We start from the raw sequence: 15,902 nt of genomic DNA on the forward strand, positions 1-15,902 counted from the left end.
AGGGACCGATAATGGCTAAGACTGCAACGAAGGTTCGGAAGAAGGTCAAGAAGAACGTCGCGGAAGGCATCGCGCACGTTCACGCGAGCTTCAACAACACCATCATCACGATCACGGACCGCCAGGGCAACGCCCTGTCGTGGGCGACGTCGGGCGGCGCGGGCTTCAAGGGCTCGCGCAAGAGCACGCCGTTCGCTGCCCAGGTGGCGGCCGAGGCGGCCGGCAAGGTCGCTCAGGAATGCGGCATCAAGAATCTCGAAGTGCGTATCAAGGGCCCCGGCCCGGGTCGTGAGTCGTCGGTTCGTGCGCTGAACGCGCTGGGGATCAAGATTTCCAGCATTACCGACATCACCCCCATCCCGCACAACGGCTGCCGTCCGCCTAAGAAGCGCCGTATCTGACAAGGAGTTGATAAGTGGCTCGTAATCTCGATCCCAAGTGCCGTCAGTGCCGTCGCGAAGGCGAAAAGCTGTTCCTGAAGGCTGAGAAGTGTTTCACCGACAAGTGCGCCATCGAGCGTCGCGCCTACGCGCCCGGCCAGCACGGCCAGCGCTCCGGGCAGCGTCTGTCGGGCTATGGCGTTCAGCTGCGTGAGAAGCAGAAGATCCGCCGTCTGTACGGTGTTCTCGAGCGTCAGTTCCGCAAGGTCTATGCCGAGGCGGATCGCCGCCGTGGCCAGACGGGCGAGAACCTGCTGCAGCTGCTCGAAGGTCGTCTGGACTCCGTCGCCTATCGCATGGGCTTCGGTGGCTCCCGCGCCGAAGCTCGTCAGGTCGTGCGCCACAACGGCGTGCTGGTCAATGGCAAGCGTGTGAACATTCCGTCGTACGTCGTGCGTCCCGGTGACGTGGTCGAGCTTGCCGAGCACGCCCGTGGCCACCTGCGTGTCAAGGCCGCCCTTGAGGCCGCCGAGTCGCGTGGCTTCCCCGAGTGGCTGGAAGTCGACGCCAAGGCCGGCAAGGGCACGTTCAAGGCCTATCCGGTGCGCAGTGAGCTGCCGGCAACGATCAACGAAGGCCTGGTCGTGGAACTGTACTCCCGTTGATCGGGAGTCTGATCCTCTTCTAGTTCCGAGGAAATGCTGATGCAAAGCAATGTACTGCTGAAACCGCGCATCATCGACGTCCAGAGCACCTCGCCTGTTCAGGCGCGGGTGACGATGGAGCCGTTCGAGCGCGGCTTCGGCCATACGCTGGGGAATGCGCTGCGGCGCATCCTCCTGTCGTCGCTTCCCGGCCACGCGCCGACCGAAGTGGCGATCGAAGGGGTGCTCCACGAGTACTCCACGCTCGACGGCGTGCGCGAGGACATGGTCGACCTGCTGCTGAACCTGAAGGGCGTGGTGTTCAAGCTCAACGGTCGCAGCGAGGTAACCCTGCGTCTGGCGAAGTCGGGCGAGGGTGTGGTCACCGCCGGTGACATCGAGGTCAGTCACGACGTCGAGATCATCAACCCCGAGCACGTGATCGCTCACCTCGCGCCGGGCGGCAAGCTCGACATGCAGATCAAGGTCGAGGAAGGCCGTGGCTACGTGCCTGGCAACGCTCGTCCCGACAACGGCGAGAGCAAGTCGATCGGTCGCATCGTTCTCGATGCCTCCTTCGGTCCGGTGCGACGCGTCAGCTATCTTGTCGAGAGCGCTCGCGTCGAGCAGCGCACCGACCTCGACCGCCTGATCATCGACATCGAGACCAATGGCGCGGTCGATCCCGAGGAGGCGATCCGCTACGCGGCTCGCGTGCTGATGGATCAGCTGTCGGTGTTTGCAGATTTGCAGGACACCGCGCCCGAGCGTACCGAAACTGCCGCTCCGGTGGTCGATCCGCTGCTGCTCCGCCCGGTCGACGATCTCGAACTGACGGTGCGTTCGGCCAACTGCCTCAAGGCCGAGAACATCTACTACATCGGTGACCTGATCCAGCGCACCGAGACGGAGCTGCTGAAGACCCCGAACCTGGGTCGGAAGTCGCTCAACGAGATCAAGGAAGTGTTGGCCTCCCGCGGGCTGACGCTTGGCATGAAACTGGAAAACTGGCCTCCGGCCGGGCTTGAAAAGCTCGGTTGAGACGCCGGGCAAGTGAGGAATTGAAATGCGTCACCGTAATGGTCTTCGCAAGCTGAACCGTACCAGCAGCCACCGCCAGGCGATGTTCCGCAACATGGCCAACTCGCTGCTGCGTCACGAAGCGATCAAGACGACCCTGCCGAAGGCGAAGGAACTTCGCCGCGTGGTCGAGCCGATGATCACCCTGGGCAAGAAGCCCAGCGTCGCCAACCGTCGTCTGGCCTTCAACCGCCTGCGCGACCGCGACATGGTGGTCAAGCTCTTCGACGAGCTGGGTCCGCGCTTCGCCAACCGCAATGGCGGTTACCTGCGCATCCTGAAGTGCGGTTTCCGCGATGGCGACAACGCACCGATGGCCTTTGTCGAGCTGCTCGACCGTCCGGAAGGCGAGGTCGTCGAAGTGGAAGAGGCGCAGGCGGCTTGATCGTCGTGCAGCCATCCGAAAAACCGGGCGCGTCCCGGTTTTTTTTCGCCTGCGTCGCGCAGGGCATGCACGGCACGCGCGCCAGCCGCGCTTGAATGCGCCGTCTCATGGCGCGCCGAGGAGGAGGGAACATGGGGGTAACGCTTGTAACCGGGGGGGCGGGGTACATCGGGTCGCATACCTGCGTCGAACTGCTGGCGGCCGGGCGCGAGGTTGTCGTGGTCGACGATCTGTCGAATTCCTCGCCGGAGGCCTTGCGCCGGGTGGAGGCGCTCGGCGGGCGACCGTTGCGCGCCTTTGTCCGCGGCGACGTGCGCGATCGGCCCTTGATGGCACGGCTGTTCGCCGAGCACCCGGTCGAGGCGGTCGTGCATTTCGCCGCCAGGAAGGCGGTCGGGGAATCGGTGGCGCAGCCGCTTGCCTACTACGACAACAACCTGCAGGGCCTCCTCAGCGTGCTGCATGTGATGGGTGACGCGGGATGCACGCGGATGGTGTTCAGCTCGTCGGCGACCGTGTATGGGGATCCTGCGCGGGTTCCGATCGACGAGGGTTTTCCCACCACGGCAACCAATCCCTACGGATGGACGAAGCTGATGGGCGAGCAGATCCTGCGTGATCTCGCGCGCGCCGATCCACGGTGGAAGATCGTGCTGCTGCGCTACTTCAATCCGGTCGGAGCGCACGCGAGCGGGCAGATCGGCGAGGATCCGGACGGGCTGCCCAACAACCTGATGCCCTTCATCAGCCAGGTGGCGGTCGGGCGCCTGCCGCGGCTGCGGGTGTTCGGCAGCGACTATCCGACCCCCGATGGTACCGGGGTGCGTGACTACATCCATGTGGTGGATCTCGCCCTCGGGCATCTGCGGGCGCTGGAGCGGATCGCGTCGCTGCCTGGCGTCACGACCCTGAACCTGGGGACCGGTCGCGGCTACAGCGTGCTCGAGATGGTGAAGGCCTTCGAGGCGGCCTCCGGTCGTCCGGTACCCTACGATGTCGTCGAGCGCAGGCCGGGCGATGTTGCGGCGTGCTGGGCCGATCCTGCGCGGGCGCGCGAGGTCCTGGGGTGGACGGCCGTCCGTGGCCTGCGCGAGATGTGCGAGGACGCGTGGCGCTGGCAGCGTCTGAATCCGCGCGGCTACGCGGCCGCCTGAGGCGCTCCGAGCAGGCGCTGGAGATAGCGTCCGGTGTGGCTGCGGATATCCGCGGCCACGGTCTCGGGGGTGCCGCAGCAGACCACGGTTCCGCCGCCATCGCCGCCCTCGGGGCCCATGTCGACGATCCAGTCCGCGGTCTTGATCACGTCGAGGTTGTGCTCGATGACCACCACCGTGTTGCCGTGGTCGCGCAGGCGCTGCAGGACCTCGAGCAACAGCTCGATGTCCTGGAAGTGAAGTCCGGTGGTGGGTTCGTCGAGAATGTAAAGGGTGCGCCCGGTGTCGCGCTTCGACAGTTCGAGGGCGAGCTTCACGCGCTGCGCCTCGCCACCGGAAAGCGTGGTCGCGCTCTGGCCGAGGCGGATGTAGCCCAGGCCGACGTCGGCCAGCGTCTCGAGCTTGCGCGCCACCGCAGGCACTGCCCGGAAGAATTCGAGCGCGTGCTCGACGGTCATCTCCAGCGCGTCCTGAATCGTGCGCCCCTTGTAGCGGATCTCCAGCGTCTCGCGGTTGTAGCGTTTGCCGTGGCAGACGTCGCAGGGCACGTACATGTCCGGGAGGAAGTGCATCTCGACCTTGATGAGGCCGTCGCCCTGGCAGGCTTCGCAGCGCCCGCCGCGCACGTTGAACGAGAAGCGGCCCGGTCCATAGCCGCGCGCGCGCGCCTCGGGCACGCCGGCGAAGAGCTCGCGGATCGGCGTCAGCATGCCGGTGTAGGTGGCCGGGTTCGAGCGCGGCGTGCGTCCGATCGGGGACTGGTCGACGACGATCGCCTTGTCGAAGAGCTCGAGCCCCTCGATCGCTTCGTGCGCGGCCGGCTCGGTGGCGGCGCCATTCAGCCGGCGCGCCGCCTCGGCCGCAAGCGTGTCGTTGATCAGCGTGGATTTGCCCGAGCCGGAGACGCCGGTGATGCAGGTGAGGAGCCCGGCGGGCAGCGCGACGGTGACTGTGCGCAGGTTGTTGCCGCGGGCGCCGACGATGCGCAGCTGGCGCTCGGGCTCGGGCGTCTTCCGGCGCGGCGGAAGGGGTATGCGGCGGCGGCCCGACAGATAGTCGCCGGTGACCGAGGCGGGGTCGGCGATGACGGCCGGCGGCGTGCCGTGGGCGACGATCCGTCCGCCGTGTTCGCCAGCGCCAGGGCCCATGTCGACCAGGTAGTCCGCGCTGCGGATCGCATCCTCGTCGTGTTCGACCACGATCACCGTGTTGCCCAGGTCGCGGAGCTGGCGCAGGGTGGCAAGGAGGCGGTCGTTGTCACGCTGGTGCAGGCCGATCGAGGGCTCGTCGAGGACGTACATGACTCCGGTGAGGCCGGAGCCGATCTGGCTCGCCAGGCGGATGCGTTGCGCCTCGCCGCCCGAGAGGGTGTCGGCGGAGCGGTCGAGCGACAGGTAGTCCAGCCCGACGTTGATCAGGAAGCTCAGGCGATCGGCGATCTCCTTCACGATCTTGTCGGCCACCTGGGCGCGCGCGCCCGTGAGCTGGAGCCCAGCGAAGAAGGTCCGGCACTCGCCCAGTGGCAGGCGGCCAAGCTCGTGCAGCGCGCGCCCGCCGATCAGCACATGGCGGGCCTCGCTGCGCAGCCGGGTGCCGTGGCAGCTCGGGCACGGGCGAGTGGCGCGGTATTTCGAGAGCTCCTCCTTCACTGCGACCGAGTCGGTCTCGCGCAGGCGGCGCTCGAGGTTCGGCAGGATGCCCTCGAAGGGGTGCTCCTTGAGCACCATGCGGCCGTTGTCGGCCATGTAGCGGAAGGCGATCTTCGTCCGCCCGGATCCGTTCAGCACGGCGTCCCGCACCGGCTCGGACAGCAGCACCCACGGCGTTTCGATGTCGAAGCCGTAGTGCGTCGCCAGGCTGGCGAGCATCTGGAAATAGAACTGGTTGCGCCGATCCCAGCCGCGGATCGCGCCTGCGGCGAGCGACAGTTCGGGGTGCGCCACCACCCGCGCCGGGTCGAAGAATTCCACCTGTCCGAGGCCGTCGCACTTCGGGCAGGCGCCGGCCGGATTGTTGAACGAGAACAGGCGCGGTTCGAGTTCAGCAAGCGCGAAGCTGCATACGGGGCAGGCGAAGCGCGCGGAGAAGAGGTGTTCGCGGCCGCTGTCCATCTCCACCGCGAGCGCGCGTCCGTCGGCATGGCTGAGTGCGGTCTCGAAGGACTCGGCCAGTCGCCCGCGCAGGTCGGCGCGGACCTTGAGGCGGTCGATCACCACCTCGACGTCGTGGCGCCGGCCCTTGTCCAGCGCAGGCATGGCGTCGAGCTCCATCACCTCGCCGTCGACGCGCACGCGCACGAAGCCCTGGGCGCGCAGGTCGGCGAACAGATCGCTCTGCTCGCCCTTGCGGCCGGCGACCACCGGGGCGAGGATCATCAGGCGGGTTTCCTCGGGTAGCGCGAGCACGTGGTCCACCATCTGCGCCACGCTCTGCGCCTCGAGGGCGTGCTGCGGATGGTCCGGGCAATGCGGCGTGCCGGCGCGGGCGTAGAGCAGGCGCAGGTAGTCGTGGATCTCGGTCACCGTGCCCACGGTGGAGCGCGGGTTGTGGCTGGTCGCCTTCTGCTCGATCGCGATTGCGGGCGACAGGCCCTCGATCAGGTCCACATCCGGCTTTTCCATCAGCTGCAGGAACTGGCGCGCGTAGGCCGACAGCGACTCCACGTAGCGGCGCTGGCCTTCGGCATACAGCGTGTCGAAGGCCAGCGAGGACTTGCCCGAGCCCGACAGCCCGGTGATGACGGTGAGACGGTTGCGCGGGAGGTCGACGCTGACGTTCTTCAGGTTGTGGGTGCGGGCACCGCGGATGCGGATCTCGTCCATGGCTGCTGCCGGGCTTGGGGAAACCGAAGACTATACGACGATACCGCGGCGCCGGAATGCTAGAATTCCGCTCTTTGATCCAGCCGGTCCCTCGTATGTCCGTTCCCGCACGCGACCCGATGACGCGCGAAGAACGCCGCGCCGGCATGAGCCTCGCCGCGATCTTCGCCCTGCGCATGCTCGGCCTGTTCCTGATCCTGCCGGTGTTCGCGGTTCATGCCGCCGACATCCCGGGCGGCGACGACCTGACCCTGGTGGGTCTGGCGATCGGCGCCTACGGCCTTACCCAGGCCTGCCTGCAGATCGCTTACGGCGCCGCCTCCGACCGCTTCGGGCGCAAGCCGGTGATCGTGTTCGGCCTTGTGCTGTTCGTCATCGGCAGCGTGGTCGCCGCGCTCGCCGACGGCATCCACATGATCATCGTCGGCCGCGTGCTGCAGGGCGCGGGCGCGATCTCCGCCGCCGTCACCGCGCTCGCTGCCGATCTCACCCGCGACCAGCACCGCACCAAGGTGATGGCCATGATCGGCTCCTCGATCGGCCTCGTGTTCGCGCTCTCGCTGGTGGCAGCGCCGCTGCTCTACGCCGCGGTCGGCATGTCCGGCATCTTCTGGCTCACCGCGGCACTCGCCTTCGGGGCGATCGGCGTGCTGCTGTGGGTGGTGCCCGCCGCGCCGCCCGTGCCGCGCGCCACCGGCAGGGTCATCGACGTGCTGCGCGACGGCCAGCTCATGCGGCTCAACTTCGGCGTGTTCGCGCTCCACCTGATCCAGACCACGATGTGGGTGATGGTGCCCTCGGCGCTGGTCGCCAGCGGTGGCCTGCCGGTGTCGGAGCACTGGAAGGTCTACCTCCCCGCGGTGCTGCTGTCCTTCGTCGTCATGGTGCCGGCGGTGATCGTGGCCGAGCGCCACGACAAGATGAAGACCGTATTCAACGCCGCGATCGTGCTGCTCGCCATGGTGCAGTTCGGGCTGTGGCTTTTTGGTGACGGATTGATACCATTGGCATTGTTGCTGACGCTTTTCTTCGTCGCCTTCAACGTGCTCGAGGCCACCCAGCCGTCGTGGATCTCGCGCATCGCACCAGCCAGCTCGAAGGGCACCGCGCTGGGTGTCTACAACACGCTGCAGTCGATCGGGCTGTTCCTCGGCGGCGTGCTCGGCGGCTGGCTCGGCCAGCGCTTCGGCGCTGCGGCGGTCAGCCTGTTCTGCGCCGCACTGGCGCTGGCCTGGCTGGTGTTGGCCAGCTCGATGAACCCGCCGCCACTGCGCGTCGCCGCTGCCGCGGCGACCCGGTGAGCGCCCGCCCACGAAACACACCGCGCCGCGGCCGACCACGCGTCGCGTGCACACGCAATCAAAGGAGAACCGGATGGCATCCCTCAATAAAGTCATCCTGATCGGCAACCTCGGCGCCGATCCGGAAAGCCGCTTCGCTCCCTCGGGCGACGCAATCTGCAACATCCGCCTGGCCACCACCGAGACCTGGCGCGACAAGAACACCGGCGAGCGCCGCGAAGCCACCGAGTGGCACCGCGTGTCCTTCTACGGCAAGCTCGCCGAGATCGCCGGACAATACCTGCGCAAGGGCAGCCAGGTGTACATCGAGGGCAGCCTGCGCACCCGGAAATGGCAGGACCAGAGCGGCCAGGACCGCTACACCACCGAGATCCGCGCCGACGAGATGAAGATGCTCGGCCGCCGCGAGGGGGGCGATGCGCCGATGCGCAGCAACGAGGGTGGCGGTGGATGGGACGCCCCGGCTGCCGCGCCGCAACGGCCGCAGTCGCAGCCCGCCCCGCAGTCGGGCGGCTTCGGCGATTTCGACGACGACATCCCGTTCTGAACGGTCGTTGCGTGCCTGCGGCGGTAAGGCCGCTCGCACGACGATTGAATTCGGGAGAGCCGACCCAAGATCGGCAGCAGGAGGAAGCAACATGAAGGAACTCATCAGCTACGGCGACGGCGTGCATGCGGTCGATTCGGGCTATGGGCGGCCGCAGCTCGCCGCGGTCCATGTGGTCGTCCAGGATGGGCGGGCGGCGATCGTCGACACCGGCAGCAATGCCTCGGTGCCACGCGTGCTGGGTGCGCTGGCCGCCCTGGGCATTGCCCCCGAGGCGGTGGACTGGGTCATGCTGACCCACATCCACCTCGACCACGCCGGTGGCGCCGGTAGCCTGATGTGCGCGCTGCCGGCGGCGAAACTGCTGGTGCATCCGCGCGGGGTGCGCCACATGACCGACCCGAGCAAGCTCTGGGAGGGCACCGCAGCGGTCTACGGCGCGGAGCGCGCCTTCGAGCTCTATGGCCGCCTCGTGCCGGTGCCGGCCGAGCGCATCGTCCCCGCCACCGACGGTCTCGAGCTGCAGCTCGGGCGCCGCACGTTCCGCGTCTTCGACACGCCGGGCCATGCGCGCCACCACATCTGCATCTGGGACGCGAGCGCGCGTGCCTTCTTCACCGGCGACACCTTCGGCCTGTCCTATCGCGAGCTGGATGCCGACGGCCGCTGCTTCATCATGCCGACGACGACGCCGACGCAGTTCGATCCGCAGGCGATGCACGCGTCGATCGACCGCATGCTCGCCATGCAGCCGCAGGCGATGTACCTGACCCACTACAGCCGCATCACCGAGGTCGAGCGCCTCGGCGCCGACCTGCATCGGCTGATCGACACCATGGTGGCGGTCGCCTCGGCCGCGCGCGGCACCGGCGTCGCCCGCCATGTCGAGATCCTCGCCGGGCTCGAGCAGATCATGCGCGAGGAAGCCGCACGGCAGAACTGGGCCTTGAGCGAGGACGAGACGCTCGACCTGCTGCGCATGGACCTCGAGCTCAATGCGCAGGGGCTGGGCGTCTGGCTCGACAGCCAGCGCGTGGCCGAAGCCGAGACGGCCTGAGTCCGCAGATGCTGCAGGCGGGGATCGATCGCGCGCGCCGCTTCGGCGGCATCGACCGGCTCTACGGCGACGGCGCGATCGACGCGCTGGCCGGCGCGCACGCCTGCGTGATCGGCATCGGCGGGGTCGGTTCGTGGGCGGTCGAGGCGCTTGCACGCAGCGGGGTGGGGCGGCTGACCCTTATCGATCTCGATCACGTCGCCGAATCCAACATCAACCGCCAGGCGCATGCGCTCGAGGACACGCTCGGCATGGCCAAGGTCGAGGCGATGGCCGCGCGCATACTCGGCATCAACCCCGCATGCGTGGTCGATCGGGTGGAGGATTTCCTCACCGCGGAGAACGCGGCCGCGCTGCTGGGCGGCTTCGACATCGTCATCGACGCGATCGACAACGTGCGTGCCAAGGTCGCGATCGCCGCCACCTGTCGTGCGCGCCGCATCCCGCTGGTCATGGCCGGGGGCGCGGGTGGCAAGACCGATCCCGCGCGCCTCGTTGTCGATGACCTCGCGCGCACGCTGCAGGACCCGCTGCTGGCCAAGGTGCGCGCGCGCTTGCGCAAGGAGCACGGCTTCACCCGCGACCCGAAGAAGAAATTCGGCATCGAGGCGGTGTTTTCCACTGAACCCCTGCGCTATCCGACGGTCCAGGCTTGCGCCGGAGATGCGTCGCGCGCCGGGCCACAAGGGCTGGCCTGCGCCGGCTATGGTTCGAGCATGGCGGTGACGGCGAGCGTGGGTCTGCTGTGTGCCGCGCGCGCGCTCGAACACCTGCTGCGCATGCCGGCCCCGCGTCCGCAAGACGCCACCCCCACGGAGATTGCCTGATGAACGCAGTGCCCTCGCACGATTCCGCCATCGTCCTTTTCGGCCACGGTGCCCGCGACCCCGAATGGGCGGGGCCAATGCGCCGCATCCGTGACGCCGTGCTCGCGCGGGCCGACGCGCCGCGCGTGGAGCTCGCCTTTCTCGAGTTCATGAGCCCGACGCTGCCCGAGGCGATCGCCAGGCTCGCCGCCGCGGGGGCCCGCCGGGTGGCAGTGGTGCCGATCTTCCTGGCCCAGGGCGGCCACCTCAAGCGCGACCTTCCCGTCCTCCTCGAAGAGGCGCGCAGCGCCCATCCGGGCTGCGAGATCACGCTCGCCACCGCGGCGGGCGAGGCCGAGCCGGTCGTTGGGGCGATGGCCGACTACGCCGCCAGCTGCCTGCGCTGACAGCCGTCACGGGCGGAAGCCCGATTGCGCGCGCGCGGCTTGATCGTCTTGTTCATAAGAGTATACTTATAGACATGAAATCCATCGTGTTTCCCGCGCTCGCGCGTTCGTCCACCCTCGCGCTCGCCGCTGCGCTGCTCGGCGTCGGCCTTCCCGTGCGCGCAGAGGTGCCCACTGTGCGCATAGAGACCCGCGCGCTGGCGCCCGCCGCGGTCGCCGAGGCGACGATCGAGGCCGTTCGCCAATCCACCCTGGCCGCACAGATGCCCGGGCGCGTGCTTGCGCTCGGCGCCGACGCCGGCGACCGCGTCCGCAGCGGACAGGTCCTCGTGCGCATCGATCCCGCGGAGGCCGCGGCGGCGGTGGCGGCGGCCGAGGCCGGGATCGCCCAGGCGCAGACGGCGCTCGTCAATGCACGCGCGGAATACCAGCGTGCGCGCAGCCTGATCGAGCGCAAGTTCCTCAGCCAATCGGCGCTCGACGGCGCGCGCACACAGTTCGAAGCGGCCGAGGCCCAGTTGCGCGCAGCCCGTGCCCAGCGCGAGCAGGCCGCCACCGTGCAGAGCTACGCCACCGTGGTTTCGCCGCTTGCTGGGCTGGTCGCCGCCCGGCACATCGAAGTCGGCGAGATGGCCCAGCCTGGCCGCAGCCTCATCACCGTCTACGATCCCGCGCAGATGCGCGCCGTCGCCGACCTCGCCCCGCAGCGCCTCGCCGAGCTCGGCGCGGGGCCCCTGCGCGCCAGCGTCGAGCTGCCCGCGAGCGGTCGCACCATCGAGGCGAGCGCGGTCAGCGTGCTGCCCGCAGCCGATGCGCGCACGCACACCGTGCGCGTCCGCGTGGACCTGCCCGCCGGCGTCGAGGACGTCCTGCCGGGCAGTTTCGCGCGTGTGCGCTTCCATGGCGCCACCGCATCGGCACCGGCTGACGGGCCGGTGGTGATTCCGGTCGCCGCCGTATTGCGTCGCGGCGAGCTCACCGCCGTCTATGCAGCGGATGGCCGGGGCGGCTTCACGCTGCGTCAGATCCGGCTCGGCCGCAGCTTGCCCGGCGGCGAGGCGGTGGAGGTGCTCTCCGGCCTCAAGGGTGACGAGACCCTCGCCCTCGATCCGGTCCGGGCCGGGGTCGAGGCCCGCGCCGGCGCGGCCGCGCGCTGAGCCGGGAGGCGACCATGGACAAGCGCCTCGGCATCTCCGGCCGCGTCGCGGCCGGCTTCCAGCGCAACGCGATCACCCCGCTGCTCGCGCTCGTGCTGCTGCTGGCCGGCATCTTCGCGACGCTGATCACGCCCAAGGAAGAGGAGCCCCAGATCGACGTCACCATGGCCAACGTGCTGGTGCCCTTTCCGGGCGCCTCGGCGCGCGACGTCGAGTCCCTGGTGGCGCGCCCGGCCGAGCAGGTGCTGTCGCGCATCGCCGGCGTCGAACACGTCTACACCGTGTCGCGCCCCGGCATGGCGGTGATCACCGTGCAGTTCGAGGTCGGCGTGCCCAACCAGACCGCGCTGGTGCGGCTCTACGACACGGTGGATTCGCATGCTGACTGGCTGTCGCCGCAGCTCGGCGTCGGTCAGCCGCTGATCAAGCCCAAGGGCATCGACGACGTGCCGATCGTCAGCTTCACGCTGTGGACCGCCGACCCCGAGCGCGCCGCCTTCTCGCTGCAGCAGGTCTCGCGCGCGATCGAGACCGAGCTCAAGCGCATCCCCGGCACCCGCGATGTCGCCACCCTCGGCGGTCCCGGTCACGTGATCCGGGTGAACATGGACATCGAGCGCATGAACGCGCACGGCATCACCGCGCAGGACCTGCGCGGCGCGCTTCAGCTCGCCAACGCCTCGCAGCCCGCGGGCAGCCTGGTCGCGGGCAACAGGGAAGTGCTGGTGCAGACCGGCACCTATCTCGAATCCGCCGACGACGTGCGCAACCTGGTGGTGGGCGTTGCCGAGCGCCGGCCGGTGTTCCTGCGCGACGTCGCCGAGGTGGTCGACGGCCCCGACCAGCCCGCGCAGTACGTCTGGTTCGGCACGGGTGCCGCCGCGGGCGCGCGCGGCATCGGCCAGCAAGGCCTGTTCCCCGCCGTCACGCTGGCGCTGTCGAAAAAGCCCGGCGCCAATGCCGCCGACGTCGCCCACGCCGCGATGCAGCGCATCGACAACCTGCGTGGCAGCCTGATCCCCGAAGGCGTGGCGCTCACCGTCACCCGCGACTACGGCAAGACCGCTAACGAAAAGGCCAACCAGCTCATCGGCAAGCTCGCCTTCGCCACCGCCGCGGTGGTGGCGCTGGTGTTCTTCGCGCTCGGCCGGCGCGAGGCGATCATCGTCGGCATCGCGGTGTCGCTGACGCTCGCCGCCACGCTGTTCGCATCCTGGGCCTGGGGCTTCACGCTCAACCGGGTGTCGCTGTTCGCGCTCATCTTCTCGATCGGCATCCTGGTCGATGACGCCATCGTGGTCGTCGAGAACATCCACCGCTGGCACACGCTCGAGCCCGACTCCCCGCTGTGGAAGCTGATCCCCAAGGCGGTCGACGAGGTCGGCGGCCCCACCATCCTCGCCACCTTCACGGTGATCGCGGCGCTGCTGCCGATGGCCTTCGTGACCGGGCTGATGGGGCCCTACATGAGCCCGATCCCGATCAACGCCTCGATGGGCATGTTCATCTCGCTGGTGGTGGCCTTCGTGGTCACGCCCTGGCTGGCGCAGAAGATGTTGAAGAACGTCGACGCCTACTCGCATGGCGGCGAGGACCGGATGACGAAGCGGCTCGATGGGCTCTTCCGCCGCGTGATGACGCCGATGTTCGATGCCCGTCGCGGCGCGCGCAACCGGCTGATGCTGTGGCTGGCGGTGTTCGCGCTGATCGGCGCCTCGGTGGCGCTGCCGGTGGTGCAGCTCGTGGTCATGAAGATGCTGCCCTTCGACAACAAGAGCGAGTTCCAGGTCGTGCTCGACATGCCGGTGGGCACCCCGGTGGAAGACACTGCCCGTGTCTTGAACGAGATCGGCGCCCACTTGGCGACCGTGCCCGAGGTCACCGACTGGCAGTCCTACGCTGGCACCGCCGCGCCGATCAACTTCAACGGCCTGGTGCGCCAGTACTACCTGCGCAGCGCCCCCGAGCAGGGCGACATCCAGGTCAATCTGGTCGACAAGACCGCACGTGACCGCCAGAGCCACGAGATCGCGGTGTCGGTGCGCGACGCGGTGACCGAGATCGCCCGCCGCAACGGCGGCAACGCCAAGGTCGTCGAGGTGCCGCCCGGCCCGCCGGTGCTGTCGCCGATCGTCGCCGAGATCTACGGTCCCGACTACGACGGCCAGGTGGCGGTGGCGAAGCAGGTGCGTGCCGCCTTCGAGGACACTCCGGACATCGTCGGCGTCGACGACACGGTCGATGAGGATGCACCCAAGCTGGTGCTGCGCGTCGACCAGGCCAAGGCCGCGCGCATGGGCGTGGCGCAGGCGGACATCGTCGAGGTCGTGCGGCTGGGGCTCTCGGGCGAGAACGTCACCCCGGTGCATGGCGGCGACAACAAGTACGAGGTCCCGGTGCGCATTCAGCTGCCCGCGGTGCGCCAGTCCGACCTCGCCGACCTGCTCGCGATGCAGGTGCGCGCGCGCATGGGCGACAGCGCCGGCCAGCTGGTGAAGATCTCCGAGGTCGTGCAGGTCGCGGAGACGCGCCGCGAGCAGATCCTCTACCGCAAGGACCTGCTGCCGGTGGTGTATGTCACCGGCGACATGGGCGGCAAGCTCGACTCGCCGCTCTACGGCATGTTCGACATCCGCTCGAAGGTCAATGGCATGGCCCTGGAGGGCGCGCCCGGGCTGGCCGGCACGCTCGGCGAATGGTTCATCCACCAGCCCGACGACCCCTACGCCGGCTACCAGTTGAAGTGGGATGGCGAGTGGCAGATCACCTACGAGACCTTCCGCGACATGGGCGCCGCCTACGCGGTCGGGCTGATCCTGATCTACCTGCTGGTGGTGGCGCAATTCCGCAGCTACCTGGTGCCGCTCATCATCATGGCGCCGATCCCGCTCACCATCGTCGGCGTGATGCCCGGCCACGCGCTGCTCGGTGCGCAATTCACCGCCACCTCGATGATCGGCATGATCGCGCTCGCCGGCATCATCGTGCGCAACTCGATCCTGCTGGTGGACTTCGTCAATCAGCAGGTCGCCGGCGGAATGGCGTTCGGCGAGGCGCTGATCCGCGCCGCCGCGGTGCGCGCCAAGCCGATCGGGCTCACCGCGCTGGCGGCGATGATCGGCGCGGTCTTCATCCTCGACGACCCGATCTTCAACGGCCTGGCGATCAGCCTGATCTTCGGCATCTTCGTGTCCACCGTGCTCACCCTGGTGGTGATCCCGGTGCTTTACTACGCGGCCATGCGCGGCCGCATCGCTCGTCTGCAGAACCCCGAGGAGGAAGCAGCATGACCACCAACGACTACGTGCGCGCCTTTGCCGGCGCCTTCGTCCTGATCTCGCTCGCGCTCGGCGTCGAGGCCTCGCCGCTCTTCGTCAGCAAGCACTTCCTGTGGGTGACCGGCTTCGTCGGCCTCAACCTGTTCCAGAGCGCCTTCACCGGTCTCTGCCCGCTGGTGAACATCCTGCACAAGCTCGGCGTCAAGGACGGCCCGGCGAGCTGCAACTGAGCCCGCTTCAGCGGCCGCGAAGCAACATCCAGCCGGCGAAGAGCACGGTCGCGGTGAAGCTCACCAGCGACCAGTTGGCGATCGACAGGCCGAGGAAGGTCCAGTCGACCACCGTGCAGTCGCCGGCGCCGCGGAAGATCATCGGCAACGCCTGGGCGAGCGGGAAGCTCTCGAGCATGAACTCCAGGCCCGGGCCGCATTCCGGGATCAGCGGCGGATCGATCTGCATCCAGCTCTGGCGTGCGGCGATCGCGCCGCCGGTCAGTGCGGCAGCGCCGATCAGGCCGGCATAGACGCGCTCGCCGGTGCGTGCGGGGGCGTGGATCGCCCCGATCAGCGCGATCAGCGCGGCCGTCGCGAAGGCGTAGCGCTGCATGATGCACATCGGGCAGGGCTCGAGGCCGACGACGTGCTGGAGATAGAGGCCGAAGCCGAGCAGGCCGGTGGCGACGAGGAAGAGGGCAAGGTAAAGCACCCGGGCGGGCAGGTGCAGGATGCGGCTGGGCAGGGTCATCGTGATTCGTTGTCCGGAAATGGCCGCCATTGTAGGCGGGCACAGGGGGCGTGCGCACGCTCGGACCTCCCGTGTGGGCGAGGCGTTCCTGCCGCGCGTGATTTCAGCCCCGCCCGGCGTGCTGGAGGTGTCGGGCCGCA

15 protein-coding genes are annotated in these 15,902 nt (G+C 68.6%); 13 read left to right on the forward strand and 2 right to left on the reverse strand.

Annotated elements, in window-relative coordinates:
• Positions 1-11: 11 nt before the first annotated feature.
• The 5 genes from rpsK (at position 12) to galE (ending at position 3,643) form a co-directional block, all read left to right on the forward strand.
• Positions 12-401 carry a 30S ribosomal protein S11 gene (gene rpsK, locus AAG895_RS04815; RefSeq protein WP_281050857.1) on the forward strand — a complete coding sequence of 130 codons (390 nt, stop codon included), beginning with the start codon at positions 12-14 and terminating at the stop codon, positions 399-401.
• 14 nt (positions 402-415) lie between these two features.
• Entirely contained in the window at positions 416-1,045 is a 630-nt protein-coding gene (rpsD, locus tag AAG895_RS04820; protein WP_345794403.1) for a 30S ribosomal protein S4, read from the forward strand.
• 39 nt (positions 1,046-1,084) lie between these two features.
• Complete coding sequence (gene rpoA, locus AAG895_RS04825) at positions 1,085-2,065, forward strand: DNA-directed RNA polymerase subunit alpha (protein ID WP_345794404.1); 981 nt, start codon at positions 1,085-1,087, stop codon at positions 2,063-2,065.
• Between the two features lie 25 nt (positions 2,066-2,090).
• Complete coding sequence (rplQ, locus tag AAG895_RS04830; protein ID WP_345794405.1) at positions 2,091-2,489, forward strand: 50S ribosomal protein L17; 399 nt, start codon at positions 2,091-2,093, stop codon at positions 2,487-2,489.
• Positions 2,490-2,620: 131 nt separating this feature from the next.
• The gene (gene galE, locus AAG895_RS04835) at positions 2,621-3,643 is read left to right on the forward strand and encodes a UDP-glucose 4-epimerase GalE (protein WP_345795229.1); all 1,023 of its coding nucleotides are present in this window, start codon (positions 2,621-2,623) and stop codon (positions 3,641-3,643) included.
• On the opposite strand, the gene uvrA is transcribed toward galE, so the two are convergent.
• Positions 3,628-6,465, reverse strand: coding sequence for an excinuclease ABC subunit UvrA (uvrA, locus tag AAG895_RS04840; RefSeq protein ID WP_345794406.1), 2,838 nt, complete (start codon positions 6,463-6,465; stop codon positions 3,628-3,630). The two genes, galE and uvrA, sit on opposite strands and share 16 nt — an antisense overlap.
• A 119-nt stretch (positions 6,466-6,584) precedes the next feature.
• Here uvrA and AAG895_RS04845 point away from each other — a divergent pair, with 119 nt between their 5' ends.
• The 8 genes from AAG895_RS04845 to AAG895_RS04880 all read left to right on the forward strand — a co-directional run bounded on the left by AAG895_RS04845 (position 6,585) and on the right by AAG895_RS04880 (position 15,248).
• The gene (locus tag AAG895_RS04845; protein ID WP_345794407.1) at positions 6,585-7,766 is read left to right on the forward strand and encodes an MFS transporter; all 1,182 of its coding nucleotides are present in this window, start codon (positions 6,585-6,587) and stop codon (positions 7,764-7,766) included.
• A 73-nt stretch (positions 7,767-7,839) separates the two neighbouring features.
• Positions 7,840-8,313 carry a single-stranded DNA-binding protein gene (gene ssb, locus AAG895_RS04850; protein WP_345794408.1) on the forward strand — a complete coding sequence of 158 codons (474 nt, stop codon included), beginning with the start codon at positions 7,840-7,842 and terminating at the stop codon, positions 8,311-8,313.
• Positions 8,314-8,404: 91 nt separating this feature from the next.
• On the forward strand, positions 8,405-9,370 hold the full coding sequence (locus AAG895_RS04855) for an MBL fold metallo-hydrolase (protein WP_345794409.1): 966 nt from the start codon (positions 8,405-8,407) through the stop codon (positions 9,368-9,370).
• 8 nt (positions 9,371-9,378) lie between these two features.
• Complete coding sequence (locus AAG895_RS04860) at positions 9,379-10,197, forward strand: tRNA threonylcarbamoyladenosine dehydratase (RefSeq protein ID WP_345794410.1); 819 nt, start codon at positions 9,379-9,381, stop codon at positions 10,195-10,197.
• On the forward strand, positions 10,197-10,583 hold the full coding sequence (locus tag AAG895_RS04865; RefSeq protein ID WP_345794411.1) for a CbiX/SirB N-terminal domain-containing protein: 387 nt from the start codon (positions 10,197-10,199) through the stop codon (positions 10,581-10,583). Before AAG895_RS04860 ends, AAG895_RS04865 begins: the two co-directional genes overlap by 1 nt.
• 74 nt (positions 10,584-10,657) lie before the next feature.
• A complete protein-coding gene (locus AAG895_RS04870) occupies positions 10,658-11,740 on the forward strand; it encodes an efflux RND transporter periplasmic adaptor subunit (RefSeq protein ID WP_345794412.1) in 1,083 nt (360 codons plus the stop codon).
• Between the two features lie 14 nt (positions 11,741-11,754).
• Complete coding sequence (locus AAG895_RS04875) at positions 11,755-15,030, forward strand: efflux RND transporter permease subunit (RefSeq protein ID WP_345794413.1); 3,276 nt, start codon at positions 11,755-11,757, stop codon at positions 15,028-15,030.
• Positions 15,027-15,248: a DUF2892 domain-containing protein gene (locus tag AAG895_RS04880; protein ID WP_281050870.1), complete on the forward strand. Its 222-nt coding sequence runs from the start codon at positions 15,027-15,029 to the stop codon at positions 15,246-15,248. Before AAG895_RS04875 ends, AAG895_RS04880 begins: the two co-directional genes overlap by 4 nt.
• A gap of 7 nt (positions 15,249-15,255) precedes the next feature.
• On the opposite strand, the gene AAG895_RS04885 is transcribed toward AAG895_RS04880, so the two are convergent.
• Positions 15,256-15,762 carry a disulfide bond formation protein B gene (locus AAG895_RS04885; protein ID WP_345794414.1) on the reverse strand — a complete coding sequence of 169 codons (507 nt, stop codon included), beginning with the start codon at positions 15,760-15,762 and terminating at the stop codon, positions 15,256-15,258.
• Positions 15,763-15,902: the final 140 nt, after the last annotated feature.

The organism is Thauera sp. JM12B12 (assembly GCF_039614725.1).
Classification (GTDB): domain Bacteria; phylum Pseudomonadota; class Gammaproteobacteria; order Burkholderiales; family Rhodocyclaceae; genus Thauera.